Genomic DNA, 25477 nt, shown 5'->3' on the forward strand with positions numbered 1-25477 from the left:
AGACACAGACATGTCCGACCTGTTGCGCGCCCCCGCCGAGATCAAGTACGCCGAGGAACTGGACTGGCTGGAGTCGGTCGACGACGGCTCCAAGCCCTTCACCTGGCGCCTGTCGCCCAAGATGATCCGCCTGTTCGTCCTGGGCTCCGAGCGCTCCGACGGCCTCGACCGGGAAGTCTCCCAGAAGTGGTTCGGCGACCGCAGCATCGTCGAGCGCGCCATCGTCACCCTGGCCTCCGACCGCGGCCTACTGCTCATCGGCGACCCCGGCACCGGCAAGAGCTGGCTGGCCGAACTGTTGGCCGCCGCGATCTCCCGCAACTCCACACTGGTCGTCCAGGGCACGGCCGGCACCACCGAGGACCACATCAAGTACTCGTGGAACGTGTCCATGGTGATCGCCAAGGGCCAGTCGCGCACGTCGATGATCCCCTCACCGATCATGACCGCGATGGAATCCGGCGCGATCGGCCGCTTCGAGGAGCTCACCCGCTCCACCAGCGACGTCCAGGACGCGCTGATCTCGATCCTGTCGGAGAAGTACATCTCCGTGCCGGAACTGGACAGCGACGGCATCGTCTTCGCCAAACCCGGCTTCTCGATCATCGCCACCGCCAACAGCCGCGACCGAGGCGTCAACGACCTGTCCTCGGCCCTCAAGCGCCGCTTCAACTTCGTGCGCATCCCGGTGGTGACCAACAAGAAGAGCGAAGCGGAGATCGTCCGCTTCCGCACCGAGGAACTCCTGCGCCGCCACCAAATCGAGTTGGACGTCCCGCCGACGCTGCTGGACGTCCTCCTGCAGAGCTTCGCCGACCTGCGCGCCGCGGCGGCCGCGGCCGGCAGCGACGACGAGAAACTGGAATCGGCGCTGTCCACCGCCGAGCAGATCGGCGTGCTGGAAGACGCGATCCTGCACAGCAACTTCTTCGGCGCGCGCGCACTGACCGCCCACACCCTCGCCTCCTCGCTCGTCGGATCGCTGGCCCGGCGCGAGCCGGAGGACCTGGCCATCATCAACAAGTACCTGCACGGCGTCGTCGAACCGCGCGGCAAGGAAGAGGGCGGTCCCTGGCCCGAGTTCCTGGAGGGCGGCCGCAACGCGATCGCCGCCCTGTCATGAGCACCACGCACAAGGGCGAGTTCGACGCGCTGCGCACCCAACTGCACGAAGCCGCCGGCACGTTCGCCGACGGACCCGACGCGCTCCAGGAAATCCTGCTCGGCATCGTGGACGACGTCGACCGCGCCGTGCGCGAGCCGCTGGAGATCTTCCCGGTCTGCCACCACTCGCCGGCCTCGGCGATCGCCATGGCCCGGCGGCTGCGCGAGAAGCAGCCGAAGGTGGTGTACCTGGAGCTGTGCGAGGACATGGCGCCGCTGCTGTCCGAACTGCGCAACTGCACGCTCCCGGTGGCGGTACAGGCGTTCGCGAGCGAGATCGAGGGCTTCCCCGCCGAGTGGGCGCCGCTGTCGGTGGTCGCGCCGATCACCGAGGCATCGGCCGAATACCAGGCGATCGCCTACGCCTTGGACACCCCTGGCACCGAGCTGGTCCTGGTCGACCGCTCCTCGGACCACGTGTTCCAGTGGGAGCCGCGGGGCACCGAACCCGCCGACCCGGTCGACCCGGCCGACCCGCAGGCTTCGGTGGAGGAGGAGACCGCGCTGCACGGCGACGCGGTCGGCCTGGAGATCGGCGACCTGCGCCCGCGCTTCGCCGAACTGGAGGAGCACCTGCTGCGCCACGGCCGGGTGCGGCACTGGTCGGAATGGTGGCACCAGTACGTCGAGTTGCCGCTGGGCGACTGCGACCACGACACCTACCGGCAGGTCATGCTCCTGATCGGCAGTTTGTTCCGCCGCCTGGCGCCCGGGGATTCGCGCCGGGTGCGGGTGGACGAGGACCGCGAGCGCCACATGTGGACCCGGATGCGTGAGCACCTCGCCGCGACCGGGACCGATCCCGCGGACTGCCTCTACGTCTGCGGTGCGTTCCACGCGGCCGCCCGCGTCGCCGAGTTCGGCGTCCACGGCACCGACACCTTCGAGATCACCCCGCGCAGTGCGACCAAGTGGCAACACGGCCTGATCCCGTCCAGCCACGCCGCGATCGAGACGCAGTTCGGCCTTGCCGCCGGCTCGGTGTCGATCGCCGCGACGGAGTGGACGAAGAACCTCAAGCGCACCGGCGTCGCGCCGTTCCGCCTGGCCGGACAGGCGGGCGCCAAGAAGAGCTCGAACGCCAAGAAGGGCGCGACCGCCAAGAAGGCCGCGGTACCGGTCGCCGCCGCCGGACCGTCGGCCCCGCCCGCCGACAAGCTGTCCGGCTTCCTGCGCCGGCCGCCGGTCCTCGACCACCTGGACGAGGCCGAACTGCTCGGCTGGTCCGTGGAGATCGTGCGCGCCGCGCGCCGCAACGGCTACCTCGCCTCCACCGCCGACGCCATCGCGGTGTTCGAGACGTCGATCCTGCTGGCCGGGATGCGCGACCGGGCCAAGCCCACGCCGTACGACTTCCAGGACGCGGCGGTCACCTGCATCGAGAAGGACGCCGTGCCGGGCCGCCGCGACGTGCGCCGCCTCGTCGAGATCATGATGGGCGGAGACAGGATCGGCCGGGTCGGCTACGACGCCCTGCCGCCGCTGGCGCGCGACGTGCACGACCGGCTCGCGCCGCTGCGGCTGAACCTGGAACAGCGGGGCGTGCGGCGGGCGTTGCTGGACATCGTCTCCCACCCGGAACTGGGACAGTGCTCCGACGTGCTGTGGATGCTGCGGTACCTGATGCCGCACGGCGCCGCACGACCGATCATGGGCGAGCGACGGCTCGGCGAGAAGTCGATCCAGGAATCGTGGGACCTGGCGCTGGGCACCCACCAGCGTGCGCTCATCGAACTCGGCTACGAGGGCGTCAGCATCGAGCAGGTCCTGGAGCAGCGGCTTCGGCGGAAGGCGTACGGCCCGCATGCGACCGCGGCGACCGTCCTGGAGGCCGTCGAGGACGCGACGCTGTATCTGCGCGGCCGCCGCCTCTCCGACGAGCTGGGTACGCGCGCCCTGGAGGTGCTCGCGACCGAGCGCAGCGTCGACGGGGCGCCCGAAGTACTGCGCCGGGTACGGCGGTTGCTCGCCTACTACCGCACCGGCGAGCCGGTACTCCCGGCCTGGATCGAGTCCTTCGTCAAGACCGGGTACGCGCACTACTGCACCCTGCTGCCGACGGCGTTCGCCGACGAGGACGCGACCGTGCGGCAGGTCGCGGCGATGCTGGGCTTCCTGTTCGGCATGGAGAGCCTGGCGCTGTCGCTGGGCTGTGACCGGACCCAACTGGAGTTGGCGGTCGCGCAGTCGCATCCGGAGGACCCGTCGAAGGTGGCGCTGCTGTGGGCGGCGCAGGTACAGCTCGGCCGCCGAACCCGCGCGGACCTGCGGGCGCGGTGCGACGAGTTGCTGGGCAACCCCCTGGTGCTGCCCGCCTATCCGCGCTACCTCAGCGGGTTCGTGCACGCGCTGGAGCCGGTGCCGCAGCTGACCGACTTCGTCGTGGAGGCGGTGTCGAACGCCTTCGCACGGTTGCCGGACCCGGTGCTGCTGCCGTGGCTGCCGACCCTGATCGGCACCCTGCGATCCGGCGGCGCCGAACTCGCCCCACTGCTCATCCGCGAGGCCGGCCGCATCTTCCCCGCCCGCCTCGCCGCGCTGGACGAGTGGACGCCCCCGTGGGGAACCCAGCCAACCGCGAAGGCCACACCCGCCCCCGGCCGCGGCGTCGCACTCCTTGCCACCCACCCCGCCACATGCGACGCGGTCGCGACCCTGCTGAACTGCACCGACCCATGGAGTCCGGCAACCGCCAACCCGACGGGCGCAACACTCCTCATCACCCAGCATCCAACCACCGCAGCAGCCCTGGAAGCCCTCCTGACCACCCGCTGACCACCCCCAGACCCCCGCCGGGGCGGCGCCGCGACCCGTCGCCGCCCCGGCTCTCGACCAGCGATTCCGGCGCCAAGAGCGCACGGCCGGCATGATGCGGACCATGATCGCTCCGATGGTTGGACGAGTCGGGCTCCCGGGGCGGCTCCGGCTTGCAGCGCATCCGTGAATCCAGGGAATCAGGGGAACCACGTGCACGCTCGAATCCTGCTGCTGGACGCGGCTCCCGGTGAGTTGCTCGATCGGGAGTTGGAGTGCCTGCTCGGTCATGGGCCGGCCGTGACGTTGAATCTGCGCCGGGTGGCGGATCGGGTCGGTGTGCGGGCCGCGTGGACGGGGCGGGTGGACTTCACCGATTTCGACGCCTTCGACGAGGCGGCGTTGCTCGCCGAGACCACTCGGGGCGGGGTGGGCCATCACGCGGTGAAGTCCCGTGCGGGTGTGCCGTTGCGGGCCGCGTTTCTCGCGGCGGCGACCGACGCCGCGCAGGCCAACCGGCTTCGCGTGATCGGCCGGGCCGGGGCGGGTACGGATCACGTCGATGTGGTGTCCGCCGCCCGTCACGGTGTCGCGGTCACCCATACCCCGGGGTCCAACGCAAACGCGGTTGCCGAGTTCGCCCTGGCCCAACTGCTCACCCTGACCCGTGATCTCCCGGCGCTCAACTCCGCCGCACACCACGGCGATTGGAGCGCGCCGGCCACACCCACGGTGGAACTGTCGGAGCTGACCCTGGGCATCGTCGGCACGGGGAGGATCGGCCTGGCACTGGCCGCGCGAGCGCAGTCCCTGGGCATGGACGTCCAGGGTTTCTCGCGGCGGCCGACCGAGACCCGGGTGCCGCGGGCCAAGTCCCTTGCCGCGCTGCTGGCGACCAGCGACGTGGTCTCCCTGCACCTTCCGCTCACTCCGCAGACCCGAGGGCTGATCGGCCGGCCCGAGCCGGCACTGATGCGTCCGGGGTCGATCCTGCTGAACACCTCCCGAGGCGGGATCGTCGACGAACAGGCGCTGGCCGACGTGCTGCGCGACCCGGCGCACCCGCTCGCGGCGGCCGCCGTCGACACCTTCGAGCACGAGCACGCCGCGTTCGCCTCGCCACTCTTCGGCCTGCCGAACGCCATGCTCACCCCGCACGTCGCCGGGATGACCAGGAGCGCCATGGCCACGGCGGCCCTCCGCCGCGCGGACCACATCGCGGCCCTGCTCGCCGGCCGTCCGGAGGGCATTCCCGTGGTGGCCGCCGCATAACAGCCGCCGGTGGGCAGGAGGCATCGGTCACCCCCGCGCCGCTCGACTTCTCGCGCCGGCACCTGTCCTCCACAATCACGTCGGGGGGCCGAGGGCACCGGGGAACTCCCCGGCGGTGCAGCGGAGTCAGTCGTCGCGGGCTGAAGGCGCGGCCGAGGCACGGCAAGATGTGATCGGTGAACCATGGGTGCCTACGGGGGCACGAGAGGGAGGCACGGGATGACCGAATCCGCCGGGAACCGACAAGTCCAACCGGGTGGACCGTGGGCGGGGCCACCGCCGCTGCCGCCCGGTCGGCGGGCGCGGCTCTGGGAGAATCTCCCGGCTGTACTCGGAGTGCTCGCGGCCATGATCGGTGCGGGCTTCTTCAGCGGGTGTCAGGTTCAACAACAAGTCGGGAGCCCCGGCCCGCGCGAGACGGTCACGGTCACCGCGACCGTCACGACGGTGGCACGCCCCCAAGGGTCCGGAGCCTCGTCCCCGCCCACCGGCACGTCGACGAGTTCGACGGCACCCGACGAGGTGCAGTGGACGGGCAGCGTACGCCTTGGCGACCTCGACCTCGACACAGTCCCACCTCAGCAATCGAGCGTGGCGTACGCCGACATCGGCGGCAGGCCGAACGGCATCCTGGTCAACAGCAGGGGACCCGGCCCGGCCGTCGCGCCCAAGGGGACGCGTCCCACGCGGCAGGAATGCGCGACTCTGGTGTCGACCCAGGCAAGGTCCAGCGTCGACACCGACGGAGTCGAGTACGTGTGCCTGACGACCGACAAGGGCCGCGTCGTCCTGGTCGAGGGCTTCCAGGGCGACATGGCCACCGTGACGGTCTGGGCCAAGTAGACCCGCCTCGACGTCGATCCCGACCGGGCCTCGACGGCCCCCGGGCCTGAGTACCAGTACCCCGGTATCGCCCCACGAGGAATTCTCGTCCCGCCGCACGACGGCCGGCTCCGGAAGCCCTGACAGAGTTGAGGAACAGGACGCGGGGCCGATTCGCCTCGTCGATCGGTTCCCCGACGTCACGTTCGACCTCGCCGAACCCGGACCGCGCTGTTCTCGCCGATCTTGGTGTTGGCACCCTGGACATAGTGGCCCGGCGGAATCGGGGCCGGATTGTCGCCGCTCGGGGTCGGGGACTTCATTGCCGACTCCCGCGCCGAATCGGTGGTGGGCCGGCAGCACCGGAAGTGGAGTACGCCTGGGGGATTTCAAGGGAGCAAAGTGAAGGGGGTCGTCGCGCGGACTTCGCCGTTGACGATGATCTCGAGGTCGCGGGGGCCGGGGGGTTCGGTGCGCGTGGTGACCGGGCGGAAGGAGTGGGACCTGGCGAGCGTGAAGGTGTCGCCGGCGGACTTTGCGACGCGTTCGGCCAGGTGGAACACACGGCGGGAACCGTCGCGGCGGACCGCGTACTTCAGGATGAGCGCCCCGGGGCCGTCGGCGCGGACGGTGACGGTGAAGGGGATGCGGTCGCCGGTCGCGACGGTGTCCGCGACCGTGAGGGATTCGACCGCGCCGCTGCCATGCGCCGCGCCGACGAGGTCGAGCGCTTCGGGGTGACCAGCGCGTAGCAGGCCCCGGGCGGCGTGGCGTACGACGCGGGTGGTGTGTGCGCCGCCTTCCGTGTGCCAGCGGCGCAGCAGGGTGAGGGCCGTGTCGGGATGGTCCTTGGCGATGTCGTTGACGTGGTTGGCGACCGAGCGTCGGACGTACTCGCTCGGGTCGTCGCGCAGCCGCTCGAGGATGGGGAGGGCCGGGCCGGGGGACATCAGCCAGCGGACGCGTGTGCCCCAGGGAAGGCGCGGGCGGGTGCCTTCGGACGCGAGGCGGCGGAGGTGTTCGTCGTCGGAGTCGGCCCAGTCCTGCATGGTCTTGAGCGCGGTGTCCCGGTAGCGGTCGAGGTAGGGGCGTACCGCGAACTCGGCGGTGGCGTAGGGGGTGATCGCGGCGAGCGTGGACATGGCCTCGTCGAGGTGGTCGACGCCGTGGACGGCGACGTAGTCGGTGGCGGGCCAGCCGCTCCACATGTCGAGGCGGGTGTGCGCGGTCGCTGCGCGCAGGACCGGGGCGGCTTGCGGGAAGGGCAGGTCGAGGGTCGCGTGCAGGGCTTGGGCCACGTGCCCGACGCGGGCCTTCAGCTCCTGGCCGTCGAGGCCGGACAGCGCGGTGGCGACGAAGCGGTCGCGGGGGAAGGCGCTGCGGGCGGCGGCGACACCGTCGGCGAGGGCGGCGACGGAGGTCGCGTTGATCATGTCCTTGAGCGGTTGGGCCATGGGGGCAACGGTGTCAGACCGGTCCGACGCAAGCGTCAGCACAGGCAGCGGCTCATGGTGCGTCCGAGGCGTGCGGGCCGTAGAGCTCCAGGATGCGGAGGCGGCTCGTTTGGAGGCGTTCGGCGACCACCCGGGCGCAGGCCAGGATCACGTGGTAGCCGAATTCCGGGTCGCGTTCGCACTCGGCTCGGATCGCGCCCGCCTCGAACTGCAGGGCGTGCACGGTCCCGACGCTTTCGGCGCTCATGTGCCACCGGTGGGGTGGGAACAGCCAGGCCCAGCCCAGCAGATCGCCCGGACCCAGTCGTTCCACGGCGACCGCGTGCCGACCGGGGACATGCATGTCGAGCGCGACGCTGCCGGAGCGGAGCAGCCAGAATTGGCGTGCCGCCGAGCCCTCCTCGAAGATGCGGGCGCCCGGCGCGAAGACCACTTCGGTGCCGAAGTCGAGCAGATGGCTCAGGTGCGGCGCCGGCAGTCGATCGAGTTGTCCCGTCCTGTCGATCATGGTCGTTTCCCCTCGGAATGTGAGGCGGTCGGTGTCGACGGCGGGACCGGCGGGGGCCCGGACAACGCCACCAGCCCTCCGTCGACGCGGAGGGTGACGACTCCAGGCGCCGCCTCCGGCTCGTTTCGCCGCAGTTCGTGCCCGATGGCGTCGCGAATCTCCTCGTCGGAGTGGGGACCCGCGGACCGCTGTGCGGCGCGGCGACGGGCATCGCCGCGGGCGTCGTGTTCGTCGCGCGATCGCGACGGCTCGAGTGCCTCGTCGCCGCCCACTCCGAGGGCGTCTCGTGTGGTGGCGTGTTCAACTCTGTCGTGGGGCATCCGGATCTCCTGCCGGTGCGTGGTCGGCGCTCAGCGCGCGGGCGATCCTGTCGGCCCATGCGTCGATCTCGGGCCAGTCGCGGTAGTCGCCGTAGTGGCCCCGGACCATGCGAAAGAGCCTGCGGCCGAACCATGGAAGGTCGTCTTTGGCCAAAACCCCGGAGAACACGTGGTGTTCGCGTACATCGGCGATTTCCCGGAAGGCCGCGACCTGTTCGCTCTCGTGGGCGCTCCCGGCGTGTCGGCCGGCCACGACGCGGGTGAGACCCACGCTGTACAGCCACACGGGTCGGCCGTCGAGGTGCCGGCCGTGCTCACGCAGGAACGCCGTCGCGGGCGGCAGCCAGTGGCCGTTGTGGACCGCGCTGCCCAGGACGAACGCGTCGTACCGCTGGGGATCCCGGACCGCGTCCATGGCCGCCGTCTCCGCGTCGACACCGTCTTGTTTGAGCAGGGTGGCGATCCGTTGCGCGATTTCGTGGGTGGAACCGTGAGCACTCGCGTATCCGACGAGGACGATCATCGCGCCACCTTCCAAGGGGGTGTATGCGTTCACCGTGCCGCTGCGGGCGAGAGTGCGGCAGGGCCGTTGGGCCCGTCGTGACGGGCTGGACGGCCCTGCGCCGGCGCGCGCGGCCGGAACCGGGACGACCGCCGAGGGGGCGTGGTGGTGGGCGTCCCCGATCGGACGCGCGCCCACCGGTCACGACCGGTACGAGGAGGCATCCGGTGACACTCGTTGCTTCGAGCGTACTGCGGGGCGCCGCACTCGCGAATCCGCCGGCGAGCGCTCCACCGGGCCGCGGGCGCCGATCCCCTGCGAACGTGCGGCAGGGCCGACTCTCGTTTGGCAGTCACATCCACTCATGTCGGCTCCGCGGGGGAGATCCGGCCGGGCGGGTTGTCCGCACGTTCCGGTCGGCGCCGTCGGCCGGTCCAGGGCGTACACCAGCCGGGCGTGGGCTTCCTGGTCGGGAGCGGTGGAGTCGATGTCTCGGTTCCACCGCCTTCGGCGGCTGTGCCGCCTGGCCGTCGCGCGGGATGCGACAGGCCGCCCCACGACGCGGGATGCAACAGGCCGCCTACGAAAAGGGCTTGCCGCGGCCGGCGCCGCGATGGCAGTCTCCGGGGCGTGATCAAGAGAATCGAGTCTTCCGTCCGCCCGTGAGCGAGACGCCCGGGACTGAACTGCCCGGAACCCGGCCCACGCTGTTCGGCCATGCGCTCCGGCTGCATCGACAGACGCCGGACAAACCCCTTCCACGCGATGGCGAGCCCTATCCCGACGAGGAACGGCGCCAGAGTGAACCACAGCCGAGGAGGCCGCGAGACCACAGGCTCGCGGGAGTCGACGTCGCCCGGATTCTCGACGCGTACTTCGCCGACCCGAGCACGATGCCGAGCGCGTTGAACGACCGCTTTCACGGCATCTACGTGCCGATCCATCACAACGAGCACATTGCCGCCGCAGCCGGAGCGGCAGAGGGGGACCGCGCCCGGGAAGCCGGCCGTTGGCTGGTGCGGCACGGGACCGAGACCTGCGGCGTCACCGTCGGGTTGGCCTTGCTCGCCGCAGTCGGCACCGTGGAGGACATCCCGGCGATCCAGACCATCGGACTGCTCTCCTGCACCTTCGGCCCGCTCGCGGCGCGGGCCCTCGAACGCCTGCCCGGTGGTGCGGAAGCGCTGATCCGGCTTGCCGAGCGCGTGACCGGCTGGGGGAGGGTCTACGTAGTGGAGGCCCTGTGCCGACTCCACGACGATGACGCGGTCGTCCGGCCATGGCTGTTGCGGAGAGCGGCCGACGGCGACTTCCTCAATGGCTACTTCGTGGGTCGGGTCGCGCAAGTGGTCAGACTCCACGAGGCCGTCACGGAGTCGGGGGACGACGCGGAACTGGTCGACCACACGACGCGGCTTCTCCACGTGATGACGTACTGCGAAGGCATGGGTACGTCCCTCCGCCACTACCCGCACGCGGTCACGGTGATGGAGGCGCACGTCCGGCACCTGGCCGATCTCGGACCGACAGCCTCGCGCTACTTCGTCGCGGCGTCGATCGCCCGGTACCTGACCGAGGAGATGCCCGCCGGATCCGACGATCCCGGCCTCGAGGCGCGTTGGCGGTGGATCGGGTCCTCATACCTCGCCCTGCTCGACAGGAAGGACTGGTGCGACACGGCGCGCGAGGGTCTCGCGGCCGAAGACGGTCGACTGACAGGGCTCGCCGAATCCGTGGCACCAAGTCTCAAGCTGAGGGCCTTCCTCGACGATCAGCCGAACACGGAGGCGTAGCGCAAACCACGAACAAGCGCGCTCCGCCAATACACCAGACTCCGAACACGATTCGGCCCTGCACCCCGCACCCCACACCCCACACCGCCGAACAGGGGTGTGGGGCCCGACCCATTGCCACAGCCCAAGCTCGAAACGGCCCGCGCGACCCGACGGGGCACTCACCGACGGGCCCGCCGGCGCCCGCCGAATCGGTCGGGTAGCCGGGTCGCGCTGCCGTGGCCCAGCCCCTCTACGCACCGCCCCGCGCCCGCCCGCACGAGCGGGTCGGACGGGTGCTGGGGCGGAGGGCCACGGCGGATGATCGCGATGGCCCTCCGTCGGATGTGGTCAGCCTGCCGTCTTCTCGTCGGCGTTCGCCCGCCACTCGCGTCCGATGGCCCGGAGCAGGGCGGGGTACACCCCCACGTATCGGAAAGGTTTGATGCCTGCCATGTACAGGGCGCCGAGCAATCCGTTCGGCTTCACCAGGACGGCCATCTGGCCGCGGTATCCACCGGCCTCGTCCGGGACCCAACTGATGTGCATCACCCCGTGCACGGTTCGGTTGGCCATCTCGGCCGCCCACTCGTCGTGCGTCTGGTAGACGGACGTGAACGGAACCGCGCGGAGGTCGGGTCCCCGGGGTCCCTCGCGAAGGTCGGCCGGCAGCCGGTCCCGCAGCGTCGGCACGCGGGTGCCGATGCCGTCGTCGGGCCTGTCCCAGCCGAGCAGTTCCCCGAGCTTCCAGCGGACGGCGAAGAGCAGGCGCGGCACGGGGGAGGAGACGTGCGCCCCGTGTTCCGGGTCGCCGGTCGTGAACTGGCGCACCAGTCGCTCCAGGTCGTCGGGACCGCCCGGTGTCGGCAGTGCCCACACGTCTTCCAGATGGAAGTCGCCGGCGATCTCGTGGATCCGCCAGGACTGGGAGGTGTGTGCGGTCTTGGGGAGTCGCATGAACGGGCCCCTATCCATCGATCTATACGATGCCGTATAGATCGAGGCTAGCACCGGTTGTACGATGTCGTATAACCGGTGGAGACGTGAGAGGAGGCACATCATGGGCGCCCTCCGCACGCCTCGCGGGAGATGGATCGAGGAGGGGCTGCGAGCCCTCGCCGCCGGCGGCCCGGAGGCCGTCCGGATCGAGTCGTTGGCGCAGGCGCTCGGCGTCAGCAAGGGCGGCTTCTACGGGTACTTCGCCAACCGGGGCGCGCTGCTCGCCGAGATGCTCGACACCTGGGAGCACGACGTCGCCGCGGGAGTGATCGAGCGGGTCGAGAGCGGCGGGGGCGACGCCAGGGCCAGGCTGGGGCGGTTGTTCGCGATCGCCGCGTCCGCCGACGGGCCGACGACGGGCATCGCGGCCGAACTCGCGATCCGGGACTGGGCCAGGCGCGACGAGGACGTCGCGGAGCGACTGCGGCGCGTCGACAACCGCCGAATGGACTACCTGCGCTCGCTGTTCGGCTCGTTCTGCGCCGACGAGGACGAGGTCGAGGTCCGCTGCATGCTCGTCTTCTCACTACGAATCGGCAGCCACTTCATCGCCGCGGACCACGCCGGTCGCAGTCGCGCGGACGTGATGGGGCTGACCAGGGAATGGCTCCTGAACTAGTGCCGCGCGCGGCACTGGCGTCACGGCGCGCCGGCGCCCCGGGCGGGCTGTCGATGGTGGGCGAGTAGTCGGGTCAACAGCCGTACCAGTTCCTCGCGTTCGGGATCGGTCAGCGGCTCCGGCAGGTCCTGCTGGACCCCGTTGAGGAGCTCGTCGAGCCGGCGCAGGTGGGCGCGGCCCGCCGCGGTCAAGGTGATGACGTTCCGGCGTCGGTCCTCGGGGTCCGGCGCACGGTCGACGAACCCGCTTTCGGCCGGCGCGTTGATCACGGCGACCAGGTCGCTGCGATGGATGTCGGTGCGCCGACTCGGTTCCGCCTGGCCGGCCGGTCCGTACACCGCCAACCCCACGAGCGTGGCGTAGTGCCACTTGTGCGCGTTCGCACCGGCCAGGAGCGCTCCGACGAGGCGGTCGGCCTGGTCGGCGGTCTGGGTCGGCAGGCGGCTGGGGAGCGCGTGAAGGCATGTCGGGGTGGGTGTGTTCTCCGCGTTCTCCGCCTCGTCCGTCGAGTTCGCGGCGTCGTCGTTCGTTGGGTTTACGTAGTCGACCCTACCTCTTGTGTTAGTGCCACTAACGATGTACTTTCATTCATATCACTAACGTTTATGTCGCTAACGATTAAGACCGGTACCAAGGAGCGCGCCATGCCCACGATCGACGTCCTCGACTCGACGATGTACTACGAGGAGATCGGCACCGGAACGCCGTTCGTGTTCCTGCACGGCAACCCGACCTCCTCCCACCTGTGGCGCAACGTGTTGCCGGGCGTACAGGGCCCGGTCCGTCGCCTGGCGGTCGACCTGATCGGGATGGGCCGATCGGGCAAGCCCGACATCGCCTACTCGTTCGCGGATCACGCCCGCTACCTGGACGCCTGGTTCGACGCGCTCGGACTCGACCGGGTCGTCCTGGTCGGCCAGGACTGGGGCGGCGCACTCGCCTTCGACTACGCGGCGCGGCACCCCGAGCGGGTGCGCGGGATCGCGTTCCTGGAGGCGATCGTGCGTCCCATGAGCTGGGAGGAGTTCCCGGCCCCCGCGGTCTCCAGGTTCGAGGCGTTCCGCACCCCCGGGGTGGGCGAGCGGTTGGTCCTGGAGGAGAACGTCTTCATCGAACAGGCATTCAATGCCGCGGTGTTGACCGTCATGAGCGAGGAGGACCGGGAGGCGTACAGGGCGCCCTACCCCACGGTGGAGAGCCGCCGGCCGCTGCTGGAGTGGCCGCGCGCGATGCCCCTGGGCGGCGGCCCGGCGGACGTGGTCGCGCGGATCGAGGACTACGACGCCTGGTTGGCGACGAGCCCGAGCGTCCCCAAGCTCCTGATGACCTTCGACTCCTCGCCGACCCTGATGATCGGCCCGGAGATGGCCGCGTGGTGCAAGGACAACATCGCCGCTCTGGAGGTCGAACACTGCGGCCCGGCCGGACACCACGCGCCGGAAGACCGCCCCGAGGCCATCACTGCGGCGATCAACGACTGGGCCGGTCGCCACGGCCTGACGCAGGCCTGACGGCCGAGGGCTCGCGGTGGTGGGGGTGGGCGCGGGCGCGGAAGCGGACGTCGAACGGGACGGTGCACGGGTCCGGGGGTGATCGCCGCCACCGACCGGCCCGTTCGCCGGACCGGCCGAGGTGCCCGGCAGCGCGTGCGGTCCACGACATGGCGGTGCGGAACGCGCGGGTCGGCGCGGTGGGGGACCGTCGGGCAGGGCGGCCGGATGGTCGGCGGCGATGCCGAGCGCGTTCGCGTCCCTGTTCGTTGCCTGTTCCCTGTTCCGTGATCGCTGCGATGACGTTGGCGGGTCCTGCGCCCCCGAGTCGGATATGGGCGCAATGATGGATGAATGTACTTCCGCTTCCGTGTGGAGACGAAGGCTTCCGCCGAGCAGGCCTTCCGCGCGTTCACCGACTTCGGCGGGCGCCGCCTGGACACCTGGCGAATGACCCTCGACCCGGGGAAGTACGAACTTCGCGAGCTCGGGGACACCTGGGCGGTCGCCAGGGAAGGCAGTGCCGGTACGAGGGTCTGGGTCCTGTTGCGCTACGAGTGGCGAGAGCCCGGCGCCGTGCACTGGACCGTGCTCGACAGCGACCATTGCGACGGCGGGACCGGCGACATCGCCATCACTCCACGCCCCGGGGGCGGCAGCAGGCTCGACGTCGTCTTCGACCACAGGGATCCCCGCGGTGCGAGGGGGCGCGCCATCCTGCTGGGTCGGCGCCTCCTGGGTCCCATCGCCTTCCCCCGGCTCTGGGGGGCCGCGCTGGACGGGCTGGCCGAAGTCCGTCCATGAGCTGCCGACTTCCTTGCCGACCTACCGGCGACCGGCTTCGGCGCTTGGACATCGGGTCCGGCCCCATCGACCGCATCGTGAGCGAGAACTCGGCGCTCGGGGTGACGCTGCGCGCCGAGGACGGTGTCGGGCCGTACGTGCCCGGGAGCCGGTGATCGTGATGGTGTCGGTGCCGCGTGCTATCCAGGCCCGCATGACGGAGACGACCTACCCCGAACTCCTGCGATCCATCGACGAGTTCGCCCGGACCCTGCCGCCGCGCGAGCGGCTCGCCCGCCTGTACGGCCTGATCGCCCCGCTGCTCGAAAGCGTCGAGGAGGAGGACGAGGAGTTCGCCGACGAGCAGGAGTTGTCGACACCCGAGGCGGTGCGCGGACTGCGCTGCGCGGCCGCCGGGGAGCAGGTCGACGTCGAGGCGATCCACGAGCACCTGGCCGGGATGGGGCTGAACTACTCCGAGGACCAGGACCCGGAGCGGCACGTGATCTCCCAGTCGGCCTATGCCGCAGCCGCCTGGTTGCAGCTGGTCGCAGGGCACCCGCTGCCCACCGGGTTCGACGACGAGGACATCCTCCCGACCTTCGCGCCGTCGACGTTCACGCAGATCGTCGACCTCTTGGCGTGGACGCGATCCGGGCAGATATACCTGTTCTGGGAGGACGCCGAAGCAGATCCCGACCTGGGCGATCTCGCGGCGTCGACAGGCGAGTTGCGGGGGATGTTTCCCGAGGTCGCCGGCTGAAACGGGACCGGACCTCGGCGCACATCGGCACTCGGCCGCGCCGGGCCGGGCGTCGTGCCGCGTTCCTTGATTCGACGTCGTGGTCGATCGCCTCCGAGGGGCGGCGCCGGTACCGCCTGTCGCCCGCCGCCTGCCGTGCCGGACAATTACAGACCATGAGCGCACCACTGACGTACACCGAGATCGGGGCCACCGTCGACGCCGGGGCGGCCCTGCCGCACGGCTACCACCATGTCGAACGGCGCGTTCGCGTGGGCGACGGTGACGTGGTGTTCCGCGCGCTCGCCGACGGGATCCTGAGCTGGGCGATCCAGCGCGGCGCGGGCCTGACGATCAAGGTGAGCGCCGAACGCGCCGCGCTGGACGTGGACATCACGTCCGTCGTGCGGCTGGGCTTCGTGCCGATCGCGGCGCCGTGTCGCGTCGTCCGAGTGATCGACGAACCGGACCGGATCGGCTTCGCCTACGGAACGCTGCGCGGCCATCCGGAACACGGCGAGGAAGCGTTTCTCGTCGAACGCGACGCTCAGGGCGAAGTGTGGTTCGTGGTACGCGCGTTCAGCCGCCCGGGGGTCTGGTGGAGCCGCCTGGGCGGACCGGTGGCGCGACTGGTGCAGAGGCGGATCACCGACCGGTACGTGCGGGCGGCACACGAGTCGGCGGCGCGCGCGTAGAACGCACGCGCGGGACACCGGACGCGATTGTGTCGCCTCACCCGCACGGGCGAGGATCCACCCCATGACATCCGTGCGCGCCGTCCATGAGCCCTTCGAGATCCGCAACGGGGTGGAACCGGGAGAACATCCTCATGTGCGCGTTCAGCGCCATTGTGATCGCGTCTTGGCACTCCTCGCCGCATCCGCCTCCTGATCTTCCGGGAGTACCGGAGGCGCCGGGGCCGGTTCGGCGCGGCGCGATGTGGCCGGGGTGCGGCCGGGGCCCGCGCAGGACGGCCGGATTTCGCCTTCGATGTCACGGAGTGTTGCCGTCAGACTGCGTAACGACATGATCGTGGTCGACGCGAAGGATCGGGTGGTTTGGCATGTCGGATGAACTCTCGTCGGAAACACCGGAAACACCGGGAATGCGAGCCGGAGCGGCCGACGTGATCTTCCACGGCGGCGAAATCGTGCCGGTGGCCGACGGATTCGCGCCTACGGACGCCGCGCCCGAGGCGGTGGCGGTCAAGGACGGGCTGATCGTCTTCGTCGGCACACTGGAGCGGGCGATCGCCGATTGGCAGGGGGAGGGGACGCGCCTCCGCGACCTCAAGGGCCGCGTGCTGCTGCCCGGCTTCATCGACCCACACGGTCACGTCGTCGGCACCGGCCTGCAGGCCACGATCGCCAACCTGCTGAGCGATCCCGACGGCGACGTCACGGACACCGCCTCGATCCAGCGGAAACTGCGCGAGTTCGCCGACAGCGATGTCGGCCTGCGGTCCAAGTGGATCATCGGCTTCGGCTACGACGACTCCCAGCTCACCGAGGAACGGCACCCCACACGTCAGGAGTTGGACGAGGTCTCGACGGAACGACCGGTACTGGCCATCCATCAGTCCTTCCACCTCGGCGCGGTCAACACCAAGGGCCTGGAACTGCTCGAGTACAGCGCCCTGACGTGCGACCCCGAGGGTGGCGCGATCCGGCGCGAGAACGACGCGCCGGAGCACGGGGACCCCAACGGAGTGCTGGAGGAGACCGCCTTCTTTCCCGCCTCCGACCGGGCGATCGCGGGCCTGGGCAAGATCGACACCGCACAGCTCCTGGACAAGGGCCTACGGGCCGCCGCGAGCTTCGGCTTCACCACCGTCCAGGAGGGCGCCGCGTCCCTGGCCGTACTGGACGCCTTGCGGGCCTTGGCGAACGCCGAGCCCGACCGCCTCGCGGCGGACGTCGTCGTCTACGTCAAGGCGAAGGAGGCGATCGACGAACCCGACCGGCTCAGGCCGAGCAACCAGTACACGAAGGGGCTGCGGGCCGCCGGTATCAAAATGATCCTCGACGGCTCCCCGCAGGGCCGCACCGCGTGGCTGCGCGAGCCCTACACCACCCCACCGGGGGATCACGGCAAGGAATACTGCGGCTACGCGACCCTCACCGACAAGGTCGCCCTCGCCCAGGTCCGCGCCGGCTTCAAGCACGGTTGGCAGATCATCGCGCACGTCAACGGCGACGCCGCGGTCGACCAACTGATCCGCTCCGTACGGATCGTGACCCAAAAGGCCGAGCCCGCCGATCGTCGCATCACGGCGATCCACTGCCAGACGGCGGGTGAGGATCAGATCGAAGACTTCCGCGAACTCGGCATCATCCCGTCGTTCTTCTCGATGCACACGTTCTACTGGGGCGACTGGTACCGCGACGTCGTGCTTGGTCCGCTGCGCGCGGCCGACATCTCACCGGCCCAGTGGGCGCTGAAGCGCGGCATGATCTACACGTCCCACCACGACGCCCCCGTCGCGCTGCCGAACTCGATCGCGATCCTGTCCAGCCAGGTCACCCGCGTCACCCGCGACGGCTACCAACTGGGACGGCACCAGTGCGTGTCGGGCCTCGACGCGGTCAAGTCCATCACGATCAACGCCGCGTACCAGTACGGCGAAGAGGCCACCAAGGGCAGCATCGAGGTGGGCAAACTCGCCGACCTGGTGATCCTCAGCGCCAACCCGGTCACAGTGCCGCCGGGCGCGATCCAGGACATCACCGTCGAGGAGACCATCAAGGAAGGCCGGACGATCCACCCGGCGACCGGCCCGAAGACCGCCCCGGTCCTGCCACACGACGAGCCGATCCTCTTCACCCACCACTGCTGACGCCGACCCAACGTGGCGGGGCCGATCACCGACCGGCTGATGGCCGACGACACGATCGCCTTCCTGGACCGGACATGCCTCGAGCCCCGCGGATGCACTCGCGGGGCCCGGGCGTCGGACGCGGAGGACGGCCGATCAGGAGGGAACGGGGCTCGGGTCAGTTGTGCATGCCGCCACCGTGCTCGCCGGAACCCTCGTGCTTGCCGGCACCTTCGTGCTTGCCGGACTCGTGGTGCTTGCCCTTGTCGTCGTCGCCGTCGATGTTGGCGCAGAAGTTCCCGAACGTCGGGTTGAGGATGCCGACGATGTCGACAGTGTTCCCGCACACGTTGACCGGGATGTGGACCGGGACCTGGATGTTGTTGCCGGAAAGGACACCAGGGGAGTCCACCGCGGCGCCGTCCGCGTCGGCGGCGGCACCGGCGGCGCCCGCGCCGCTCATGACCAGGGCGGCGCTGCCGGCGGCCATCATGGTGGCCTTCTTGAACGAGTTCACTGCATATCTCCGAATCACCCACCCACGCCGCCCGAGTGCGGCGCAGGACCGGTTCAACGACGCGAACCCGTCCCGGCAACCACCCTGTGCGCCCATTCATCCGATCGGCCTAGCGGGGCAACTCGACGCGTAATTCGGCGAGTTGCACTCGGGCGCATCGGGCGCATCGGGCGCATCGGGCGCATCAGGCGGGCGCCGCCGTACGCCGCGCACACTGCCCCCGCATCGCCTGCCGCGGTGTCGACCGGTGTCGACCGGCGATCAAACCGGGGTCAACCGCGTTTCGACCGCCGACTCCCCGCCCGCTGCCCGCGTCGGGCTGCCGTGATCGCGCCGTACCGACGCAGGTGCCTTCGCCTCCGGGTTCCTCGCGCTGGCCGCGGTGATCATCGCGGCCGGTCTGCTGAGCGGTCCGCGCGACATCCTGGTGACCACCCTGCTCGCCGAGCGCGCGCCCGACCGGTACCGCACCGAGGTCTTCGGCCGGCTCAACACCTTCATGTGGACCGGGTACGGCCTGGGCACCGCGGCCACCGGCGCCGTGACCGGCCCGACGGCCGACGCCACGGCCGCCTTCACCATCGCCGCGGCCGTCGCCGTCCTGGGCGCGGCGGTCGCCTTCCTCCTCCACCGCCCCGCGCCGCAACCCTCCCGCACGCCAACGCAGTCAGGCATCGGATAGCCCGGACCTGGGATTGCCGAGGACCGAACACCGCGGCCGGGAACCCCCTTCGCACGTGTCATCCGTGCCGGGAAAGGATCTCCCGAATCGAGGCCGACGCACTCTCCCGGGCGGCATCGCCCGCGTACCTCCCGGCGGGGACCGCCTCGCGCCCGTCCGCGAAGGGGAAAGCCCTGAGCGGAGTTACTCCGCGAGACGATTCCGGAAGGCGACCTTGACACGGCCAGGGTTCATCCGCACGCTGAGGGGCCAAATTCCTTGGTACATGGAAGCGGGTAGGGCCGCCGGATCATGCCGGCCCCGGTGACCGACTCGAAGCCGACCGCTTCACCGGCGCCGCGTCGTCGCGAACCCCGCGCGACCCACATCGCGTACGACAACACGTCAGAAGGAGTGGGTCATGAGTTCGACACACGACACTGCGGGGTTCGGCTGGGGGATCGCGGCCACCGGGTCGATCGCCGAGACCGTGGGTAGGGTGATCGCGGCCGAGCCGGGGATGCGAGTGGCCGCGGTCGGGTCCCGCGACAAGGACCGCGCGGTCGACCTCGCCGGCCGACTCGGCGCGGCCGCGGCGTTCGGCTCGTACGAGGAGATGGTCGCCGACCCGGCCGTGGAAGCCGTCTACGTGGCCACCCCGCACACGCGACACCGCCATGTCGTCGACCTGGCGATCGCCGCGGGGAAGGCGGTGCTGTGCGAGAAGCCCCTCGCCGCGACGCTCGCCGAGGCCGAGGCGATGGTCGCGCGGGCGCGAGAGGCCGACGTGTTCCTGATGGAGGCCATGTGGATGCGGTTCAACCCGCTGATCCGCCGCGTCACGGACGCCGTCGCCGACGGCGCGATCGGCGAACCACGCTCTCTCAGCGCCTCCTTCGGGTTCCCCCTCCCGTACGACGCGCAGCACCGCCTGTGGAACCGAGCCCTGGGTGGAGGCGCGCTGCTGGACCTCGGCGTCTATCCCGTCGCCCTGGCGCAGTTGCTCTTCGGGACACCCGATTCGGTGGCCACGGTGGGAGCACTGGCACCGAACGGCGTCGATGCGGAAGCCGCCCTGCTGCTGGGTTGGCCCGGCGGGGCCAGAGCCCTGCTGGAGACCTCACTCGTCAGCTTCCTGCCCATGACCGCCACCGTGATCGGCACCGCCGGACGCATCGACATCGACCCGCCGTTCCACGCGGCCACCACGATCACGGTGCGGCCGGACGGAACCCTGCCGCAGGAGTTCCGGATCGACGGCGCCGAACAGGCATACGCCGCCGAACTCCGCGAAGTCCGCGACCTGGTACGCGCGGGGCGCATCGAGAGCCCGACCATGCCGCACGACGCCACCCTCGCCGTCCTGCGCACCCTGGAGAGGGCACGCACCACACTTGGTGTCGTGGCCTGACCCGGTCGCGGGATCCGCCGCTGCCGCGTTCCCGCGGCCGCCGCGGTTGTCAGGGCCTGGCTCGGATCGCTTCGTCCGCGGCCGCGATGAGAGCCGCACGTTCGATGCCCAGATCGCGCAGGACCCGGGCCGCGGTTCCGTGCTCGAGTTCCGCGACTGCCATGACCACGTGGGCCGTTCGCAGCTTCTTGGGTCGTGCGGTCTTGGAGATGGCGACCGCGCGCTGGAACACGTCGTTCGCGCTGCCGGACGCGCGATACGGCCCGTGGGGGGCGGGGCCCGGTGGCGTCGGAGGGACCGAGTCGGCGTCGACCCCGACCGAACGCAGGGCCGCGACGTGGGACGCGGTCAGGGAGCGGCGGACGTCCTCGACGGTGACGCCCGACGCAGCCAGGGCCTCGCGCCCGGAGTCGTCGGGGAGCGCGAGTGCGGCCAGGAGGAGGTGTTCGGGGCCGGGGAGTTCGTCGCCGAGCGCCCGTGCCTCCGCTTCCGCCCCGGTGAGCAGGAGCTTCATCGCGCCCATGTCGTGTATCGCGTTTCGAATACCCATGGTGATTCTCCCTACTGGTCCTGTTGTGGTGCTCGCCGGTTCGGAGACAGTCGCTTGTGGGCCGCCTGAGCACTGGTGCCGAGGGCCTGCCCGATGTGGTTCCAGGTCCACCCCTGGGCGAGCGCGTGCTCCACCGCAGATCGCTCCAATGAGGCCGCGAGCCTCCGCAGTGCAACAACGGCGGCGAACGCGTCCTCGGGGTTCTCTGGCGAGGGAATGTCTCCCGAATCGATCACGCATCAACTTTAGTTGATAGAGGATCGGCGCGTCAACAAAGGTTGATGAGGTCTGCCCGGCCCGGCCCGGCCCGGCCCGGCCCGCCCTCGCCCCGGTGCCCGGCGCCGGGGCCGCGCCCGCCACGCCGAGGCATGAGGCGGTCCCGGCCTTCGGGTGGGGGTCACGTGCCGGCCAGTGCCTCCGTCGGGGTCAGGCGGGAGGCGCGGATCGAGGGGTAGACGCCGGCGGCCATGCCCACGAGGACCGCGCCGCCGAAGCCCGCCGCGACCGAGGCCGGCGAGACCACCGCGGGCCAGTGTTGGGACCAGGCGTAGCCGATGGTCGCCGCCACCCCCAGAGCCGTGCCGGCGAGGCCGCCGAGGGTGGACAGGGCGACGGACTCGGTGAGGAACTGGCCGCGGATCTGGCCGCGGTTGGCGCCCAGGGCGCGGCGTAGGCCGATTTCCTTTCGGCGTTCCAGGACCGAGATGAACATCGTGTTGGCCACCCCGATGCCACCGACCAGGAGTGCGACGCCGGCGAGGCCCAGGAACAGGGCGGAGAACGTGCTCTCGGTCGCGCGCTTGGCGGCCAGGGCGTCGGAGGGTCGGCTGACGTGGACCATGCCGGGCAGGGCCGGGTTGACGGTTTCGGCCAGGACCGCGCGGACGGCCTCGATGGCCGATTCGTCGGAGCGGACGTAGACGACGGTGGGGTGGCCGTCGAAGCCCAGGTTCATCCGGGCGGCCTCCCAGCCGACCAGGACCGCGCGGTCGATGTCGGGGGCCAGCGGGGCCGGTTCGAGGATGCCGACGACGGTGAACCACCGGTTGCCGATGTCGACCTGAGGTGGGGCCTGGCCCGGTGTCAACGTGTCGAAGCCGAGCCGGAGCGCGGCCTCGTGGCCGAGTACGACGGTCGGGAAGCGTTCGGTGACCGCGTCGAGGAAGCGGCCGGAGCGGACCTTGCCGTGGATGGCTTCGAGGAGGTTGGGCCGGCTCGCCAACACCGCCAGACCCGAGCCGTCGTTCGGGTCGATCCGGTCCGAACGACGGACCACCGCGTGGGTGTTCGCGACCGCGCTGGTGAGGGTGACCGGGCCGATCCGGGCGGCCATCGCGTCGGCGGCCTCGGGCAGCAGTACCGGGGGCTTCTGGTCCGGCTGCGGTTCGGCGCGCAGCGTGTCGGTACCCATCGCGGAGAGTTCGTCCATCAACGCCTTCTGGCTCGACGCCGGAATGCCGATGACGATGATCATCGTCGCGATGCCGATCGAGATGCCGAGGGCGGACAGCGCGGCGCGCATCTTGCGCGTGCGGATGCCGAGCAGGCCGAGCCGCAGGATGTCGGCCGGGGCCAGGCGCACGGGTCGGGTCCGGTCGGTCGCGGTCGCCGCTCGCGCCGAGCGGGCGCGGCGGCTCACGGCCGACCTCCGACGGTCGCGGGCGCCGCGGGTACGGACCCCTCGGACCCCTCGGACCCCTCAAGGGCGTCGGGCGCTTCGGGCGCCGGGCGCCCGCTGTCGGCGACGAGTCGCCCGTCGCGGATCTCCACGCGGCGCGGCAATCCGGCGGCGATGTCCCGGTCGTGCGTGATGATCGCGATCGTGGCGCCCTCGGTGTTCAGGTGATTCAGCAACTCCAGGACCGCCTGCCCATTCGCCGTGTCCAGCGCGCCGGTGGGTTCGTCGGCGAGGACGAGGGCGGGCGCGTTGACCAACGCCCGGGCGATCGCGACGCGTTGCCGTTCGCCGCCGGACAGTTCGTTGGGCCGGTGTTCGGCGCGGCGGGCCAGGCCGACCCGGCCGAGCGCCTCCAGGGCGAGTGGCCGGCGACGGCGGCGCGGGACGCCTGCGTACAGCAGTCCGGTCGCCACGTTCTCCGCGGCGGTGAGCCCGTCGGTGAGGTGGAACTGCTGGAACACGAAGCCGAGCAGGCGTCCACGGAGAGCGGAGAGCCGACGGTCGGACAGGACGCCGACGTCGTGGCCCAGGATGGACACCGTGCCCGCGGTCGGGGTGTCCAGCGTGCCCATCAGGTTGAGCAGGGTGGACTTGCCCGAGCCGGACGGGCCGACGATGCCCACGAGTTCGCCGGGTTCGATCGCGAGCGACACGTCGTCGAGCGCCTTGACGCCGCCCGGATACGCCTTGCTCGCGTGTACGACCTCCAGGACGGGACTCACGACGTGGTCACCACCCGCGTGCCCGGCTCCAGGCCGCTGCCTTCGACCTCGACCAAGCCCTTGACGAACAGGCCGGTCTTGACCGCGATCAGGCGGCCGGCGGGCAGTTGCACGGCGTACCCGCCCTCGCGGAGCGCGACCAGCGCGCCGATCGGCACGGTCAGGACTCCCTTCCTGGTCTCGGTGACGAAGCGGACCTGGACGCCGGCCGCGTCGAGGTTCTTCACCGCCGCGGGGTCGTCGAGGGTGACCGTCACGGTCATCTTCGCCGCGCCGGCCTCCGGGCCAAGGGCGCCGATGCCGGCGTCCTTGCGCTCGGTGCTGCGGCTGATTCCGGACACCGTGCCCGGGGCCTCGGTGTTGTCCGGGAGCACGACGGTCACGGGGGTGTCCACGGCGATCGAGCCGATGTCGGTCGCGGCGACGGACACACTGACCGCCTTGGCCGTCGGCGTGGCGGTCATCACCGGTGCGATGGACGCGTCGTCGCCGAGCGCGGCGGACAGCGCGCCCACCCGGATCTCGCCGGTCAACACGGTGACATCGCCGACCTCCAGGACACCGGTCTGCGGGGCGCCGATCGCCTTCTGCCACTTCTTGACGGCCGCGGACAGGGCGGGAGTCCAGGTCGCCTCACCTGCCGGGTTGCCGGTGGGCTGGGTACCGATGTCGTGGCCGAGTGCCTTGAGGTTGTCCGCGACCATCCGCACGTCACGGCCCCGAGGGGGCTTGGCGGCATCCTTCTTGGCGGTGTCCTGCTTGGGATCGGACTGCTTGGGATCGGACTGCTTCGGGTCGGACTGCTTGGAATCCGTCTGCTTGGAATCCGTCTGCTTCGGATCCGACTTGGCGTCCGTGCCGCCGCCCGCCGCGTCCCCCTCCGCCCTGCCCAGCGCGCGGAACATCGGGGTCGCCCCGTAGAAGAGCGAGACCGGCCGATCGTCGAGGCGGTACAGCGGCTTGCCGCGGGTGATCGTGTCCCCGCTCTTGGGCAGCCACGTCACGATGCCCTTGCGGCCGGCCTTGAGCGGCTGTTCGGTCCCGAACCCGAGTGTGCCCGGCAGATCACGGGCGTCGGACAGGTCGGTCCTGGCCACCGCGGCCGTCGCGACGCTCGCCGACTTCTTCGCGGAACCGTGCGACCCGTCGCCTCGACTCGTGACGGCGAACGCGGCGCCCGCGCCGAGGACCAGCACCACGACGACGATCAGTACGACCCGTCGCCCGGCTCGCGCGCGCCGCGGCTCGCGGAACTCGACGGTGCCGGCGCCCTCGTCGTCAGCGCTTGCCACCGAAGGCCTCCATCTTGCATTCCTGTTCGATCTTGCGGTGCTGCTCATTGGTCAACGTCGATTCGCCGGTGAAGGTCCATCCATCGGAGACGACCTTGACCTTCATGCCCTTCGCGTTCATGCACTTGACCCAATTGCGCATGTCGTCGTCGTACTTCGGGTTCGTCTTCCTGTCCATCTCCGGCGCCATCAACGGCAACTTGATCTCGCACTCCTTGAACTCGCGCGCGTACTTCTTGGTGCGCGCGATCTCGCCCTCCACGGATCCGGTCTGCCGGGTGTCGACGCCCTTGCCGGTCAGGCACGCCTCGTAGGCGGCCCACATGCGCTTCTCCTCCTCCTCGGACGTGTCCAGGCGGCGCTGGGGTCGGCCGGCGGTGGGCGCCTGGGACGTGTCGGCGCTCGTGGCGGGCGGCGCACCGACCTGTCCGCCCGCGGTACCGGGGGCGGCGGGTCGGTCCTGGGCCGGGGCCGCGGACGTGGGAAGCGAGGCGACCTGCGAGGAGGACTTATCGGCATCGTCGGCACCACATGCCGTCAGCACGAGCAGAGCCGCCAGGGCGACGCCGGACAGGGCGACCGAACGGGAACGGCGGGCGGGCGGGAGGAAGGGGTCGATTCGAGGCATGG

At 70.8% G+C, this 25477-nt stretch carries 24 protein-coding genes and 1 pseudogene; 13 read left to right on the forward strand and 12 right to left on the reverse strand.

What is annotated here, in order from left to right; all coding sequences use genetic code 11:
- Positions 1 to 10: 10 nt before the first annotated feature.
- From OG928_RS42770 to OG928_RS42785, 4 genes are all read left to right on the forward strand, one after another.
- A complete protein-coding gene (locus tag OG928_RS42770; protein WP_331767425.1) occupies positions 11 to 1123 on the forward strand; it encodes an AAA family ATPase in 1113 nt (370 codons plus the stop codon).
- A complete protein-coding gene (locus OG928_RS42775; RefSeq protein WP_331767426.1) occupies positions 1120 to 3939 on the forward strand; it encodes a hypothetical protein in 2820 nt (939 codons plus the stop codon). The genes OG928_RS42770 and OG928_RS42775 overlap by 4 nt, the downstream gene beginning before the upstream one ends.
- A gap of 192 nt (positions 3940 to 4131) precedes the next feature.
- Positions 4132 to 5190 (forward strand): NAD(P)-dependent oxidoreductase, encoded by a 1059-nt coding sequence (locus tag OG928_RS42780; protein WP_331767427.1) that lies wholly within the window; start codon positions 4132 to 4134, stop codon positions 5188 to 5190.
- Between the two features lie 219 nt (positions 5191 to 5409).
- Positions 5410 to 6033, forward strand: coding sequence for a hypothetical protein (locus OG928_RS42785; protein WP_331767428.1), 624 nt, complete (start codon positions 5410 to 5412; stop codon positions 6031 to 6033).
- 368 nt (positions 6034 to 6401) lie between these two features.
- On the opposite strand, the gene OG928_RS42790 is transcribed toward OG928_RS42785, so the two are convergent.
- From OG928_RS42790 to OG928_RS42800, 3 genes are all read right to left on the reverse strand, one after another.
- On the reverse strand, positions 6402 to 7466 hold the full coding sequence (locus OG928_RS42790) for a DNA alkylation repair protein (protein WP_331767429.1): 1065 nt from the start codon (positions 7464 to 7466) through the stop codon (positions 6402 to 6404).
- Between the two features lie 52 nt (positions 7467 to 7518).
- Positions 7519 to 7974: a cyclic nucleotide-binding domain-containing protein gene (locus tag OG928_RS42795; protein WP_331767430.1), complete on the reverse strand. Its 456-nt coding sequence runs from the start codon at positions 7972 to 7974 to the stop codon at positions 7519 to 7521.
- Positions 7975 to 8274: 300 nt separating this feature from the next.
- Entirely contained in the window at positions 8275 to 8817 is a 543-nt protein-coding gene (locus OG928_RS42800) for a flavodoxin domain-containing protein (protein WP_331767431.1), read from the reverse strand.
- A 641-nt stretch (positions 8818 to 9458) separates the two neighbouring features.
- On the opposite strand from OG928_RS42800, the gene OG928_RS42805 reads away from it, so the two are divergent.
- Positions 9459 to 10589 (forward strand): hypothetical protein, encoded by a 1131-nt coding sequence (locus OG928_RS42805; protein ID WP_331767432.1) that lies wholly within the window; start codon positions 9459 to 9461, stop codon positions 10587 to 10589.
- Positions 10590 to 10919: 330 nt separating this feature from the next.
- Here the strand turns inward: OG928_RS42805 and OG928_RS42810 are convergent, their stop codons facing one another.
- Positions 10920 to 11525 carry a DUF2867 domain-containing protein gene (locus OG928_RS42810; RefSeq protein ID WP_331767433.1) on the reverse strand — a complete coding sequence of 202 codons (606 nt, stop codon included), beginning with the start codon at positions 11523 to 11525 and terminating at the stop codon, positions 10920 to 10922.
- A gap of 103 nt (positions 11526 to 11628) precedes the next feature.
- Between OG928_RS42810 and OG928_RS42815 the strand changes: the two genes are divergently transcribed.
- On the forward strand, positions 11629 to 12186 hold the full coding sequence (locus tag OG928_RS42815) for a TetR/AcrR family transcriptional regulator (protein WP_331767434.1): 558 nt from the start codon (positions 11629 to 11631) through the stop codon (positions 12184 to 12186).
- A gap of 20 nt (positions 12187 to 12206) precedes the next feature.
- Here the strand turns inward: OG928_RS42815 and OG928_RS42820 are convergent, their stop codons facing one another.
- Positions 12207 to 12536 carry a MarR family winged helix-turn-helix transcriptional regulator gene (locus OG928_RS42820; protein ID WP_331767435.1) on the reverse strand — a complete coding sequence of 110 codons (330 nt, stop codon included), beginning with the start codon at positions 12534 to 12536 and terminating at the stop codon, positions 12207 to 12209.
- Between the two features lie 294 nt (positions 12537 to 12830).
- On the opposite strand from OG928_RS42820, the gene OG928_RS42825 reads away from it, so the two are divergent.
- The 5 genes from OG928_RS42825 to OG928_RS42845 all read left to right on the forward strand — a co-directional run bounded on the left by OG928_RS42825 (position 12831) and on the right by OG928_RS42845 (position 18037).
- Positions 12831 to 13697, forward strand: coding sequence for a haloalkane dehalogenase (locus OG928_RS42825; protein WP_331767436.1), 867 nt, complete (start codon positions 12831 to 12833; stop codon positions 13695 to 13697).
- A 333-nt stretch (positions 13698 to 14030) separates the two neighbouring features.
- A complete protein-coding gene (locus OG928_RS42830; RefSeq protein ID WP_331767437.1) occupies positions 14031 to 14480 on the forward strand; it encodes an SRPBCC family protein in 450 nt (149 codons plus the stop codon).
- Positions 14481 to 14673: 193 nt separating this feature from the next.
- Positions 14674 to 15222: a hypothetical protein gene (locus OG928_RS42835; protein WP_331767438.1), complete on the forward strand. Its 549-nt coding sequence runs from the start codon at positions 14674 to 14676 to the stop codon at positions 15220 to 15222.
- Positions 15223 to 15377: 155 nt separating this feature from the next.
- Positions 15378 to 15896, forward strand: a complete 519-nt coding sequence (locus tag OG928_RS42840; RefSeq protein ID WP_331767439.1) for a DUF1990 domain-containing protein — start codon at positions 15378 to 15380, stop codon at positions 15894 to 15896.
- Positions 15897 to 16306: 410 nt separating this feature from the next.
- Positions 16307 to 18037 (forward strand): amidohydrolase family protein, encoded by a 1731-nt coding sequence (locus OG928_RS42845; RefSeq protein WP_331767440.1) that lies wholly within the window; start codon positions 16307 to 16309, stop codon positions 18035 to 18037.
- A gap of 157 nt (positions 18038 to 18194) precedes the next feature.
- Here the strand turns inward: OG928_RS42845 and OG928_RS42850 are convergent, their stop codons facing one another.
- Positions 18195 to 18533 carry a chaplin gene (locus tag OG928_RS42850; protein WP_331767441.1) on the reverse strand — a complete coding sequence of 113 codons (339 nt, stop codon included), beginning with the start codon at positions 18531 to 18533 and terminating at the stop codon, positions 18195 to 18197.
- 361 nt (positions 18534 to 18894) lie between these two features.
- Between OG928_RS42850 and OG928_RS42855 the strand changes: the two are divergent.
- Positions 18895 to 19215, forward strand: a pseudogene (locus tag OG928_RS42855) (MFS transporter); the annotation flags it as partial.
- Between the two features lie 400 nt (positions 19216 to 19615).
- Positions 19616 to 20605 (forward strand): Gfo/Idh/MocA family oxidoreductase, encoded by a 990-nt coding sequence (locus OG928_RS42860; protein ID WP_331767442.1) that lies wholly within the window; start codon positions 19616 to 19618, stop codon positions 20603 to 20605.
- 49 nt (positions 20606 to 20654) lie between these two features.
- On the opposite strand, the gene OG928_RS42865 is transcribed toward OG928_RS42860, so the two are convergent.
- The 6 genes from OG928_RS42865 to OG928_RS42890 all read right to left on the reverse strand — a co-directional run bounded on the left by OG928_RS42865 (position 20655) and on the right by OG928_RS42890 (position 25475).
- The gene (locus tag OG928_RS42865; protein WP_331767443.1) at positions 20655 to 21155 is read right to left on the reverse strand and encodes a Clp protease N-terminal domain-containing protein; all 501 of its coding nucleotides are present in this window, start codon (positions 21153 to 21155) and stop codon (positions 20655 to 20657) included.
- Between the two features lie 11 nt (positions 21156 to 21166).
- Positions 21167 to 21391, reverse strand: coding sequence for a helix-turn-helix domain-containing protein (locus tag OG928_RS42870; RefSeq protein WP_331767444.1), 225 nt, complete (start codon positions 21389 to 21391; stop codon positions 21167 to 21169).
- Positions 21392 to 21552: 161 nt separating this feature from the next.
- Complete coding sequence (locus tag OG928_RS42875) at positions 21553 to 22794, reverse strand: ABC transporter permease (protein WP_331767445.1); 1242 nt, start codon at positions 22792 to 22794, stop codon at positions 21553 to 21555.
- Complete coding sequence (locus OG928_RS42880) at positions 22791 to 23555, reverse strand: ABC transporter ATP-binding protein (protein ID WP_331767446.1); 765 nt, start codon at positions 23553 to 23555, stop codon at positions 22791 to 22793. Before OG928_RS42880 ends, OG928_RS42875 begins: the two co-directional genes overlap by 4 nt.
- On the reverse strand, positions 23552 to 24847 hold the full coding sequence (locus OG928_RS42885) for a hypothetical protein (RefSeq protein WP_331767447.1): 1296 nt from the start codon (positions 24845 to 24847) through the stop codon (positions 23552 to 23554). Before OG928_RS42885 ends, OG928_RS42880 begins: the two co-directional genes overlap by 4 nt.
- Complete coding sequence (locus OG928_RS42890; RefSeq protein ID WP_331767448.1) at positions 24834 to 25475, reverse strand: hypothetical protein; 642 nt, start codon at positions 25473 to 25475, stop codon at positions 24834 to 24836. Before OG928_RS42890 ends, OG928_RS42885 begins: the two co-directional genes overlap by 14 nt.
- Positions 25476 to 25477: the final 2 nt, after the last annotated feature.

The sequence above is a fragment of the Embleya sp. NBC_00896 genome, from assembly GCF_045207785.1.
Taxonomy (GTDB): domain Bacteria; phylum Actinomycetota; class Actinomycetes; order Streptomycetales; family Streptomycetaceae; genus Embleya.

Coding starts and splice junctions, on each gene's coding strand:
- OG928_RS42795 (WP_331767430.1), bottom strand. CDS start 7,974: ATGATCGACAGGACGGGACAACTCGATCGACTGCCGGCGCCGCACCTG.
- OG928_RS42785 (WP_331767428.1), top strand. CDS start 5,410: ATGACCGAATCCGCCGGGAACCGACAAGTCCAACCGGGTGGACCGTGG.
- OG928_RS42830 (WP_331767437.1), top strand. CDS start 14,031: ATGTACTTCCGCTTCCGTGTGGAGACGAAGGCTTCCGCCGAGCAGGCC.
- OG928_RS42775 (WP_331767426.1), top strand. CDS start 1,120: ATGAGCACCACGCACAAGGGCGAGTTCGACGCGCTGCGCACCCAACTG.
- OG928_RS42815 (WP_331767434.1), top strand. CDS start 11,629: ATGGGCGCCCTCCGCACGCCTCGCGGGAGATGGATCGAGGAGGGGCTG.
- OG928_RS42840 (WP_331767439.1), top strand. CDS start 15,378: ATGAGCGCACCACTGACGTACACCGAGATCGGGGCCACCGTCGACGCC.
- OG928_RS42800 (WP_331767431.1), bottom strand. CDS start 8,817: ATGATCGTCCTCGTCGGATACGCGAGTGCTCACGGTTCCACCCACGAA.
- OG928_RS42865 (WP_331767443.1), bottom strand. CDS start 21,155: ATGGGTATTCGAAACGCGATACACGACATGGGCGCGATGAAGCTCCTG.
- OG928_RS42860 (WP_331767442.1), top strand. CDS start 19,616: ATGAGTTCGACACACGACACTGCGGGGTTCGGCTGGGGGATCGCGGCC.
- OG928_RS42810 (WP_331767433.1), bottom strand. CDS start 11,525: ATGCGACTCCCCAAGACCGCACACACCTCCCAGTCCTGGCGGATCCAC.
- OG928_RS42845 (WP_331767440.1), top strand. CDS start 16,307: ATGCGAGCCGGAGCGGCCGACGTGATCTTCCACGGCGGCGAAATCGTG.
- OG928_RS42790 (WP_331767429.1), bottom strand. CDS start 7,466: ATGGCCCAACCGCTCAAGGACATGATCAACGCGACCTCCGTCGCCGCC.
- OG928_RS42825 (WP_331767436.1), top strand. CDS start 12,831: ATGCCCACGATCGACGTCCTCGACTCGACGATGTACTACGAGGAGATC.
- OG928_RS42835 (WP_331767438.1), top strand. CDS start 14,674: ATGACGGAGACGACCTACCCCGAACTCCTGCGATCCATCGACGAGTTC.
- OG928_RS42890 (WP_331767448.1), bottom strand. CDS start 25,475: ATGCCTCGAATCGACCCCTTCCTCCCGCCCGCCCGCCGTTCCCGTTCG.
- OG928_RS42770 (WP_331767425.1), top strand. CDS start 11: ATGTCCGACCTGTTGCGCGCCCCCGCCGAGATCAAGTACGCCGAGGAA.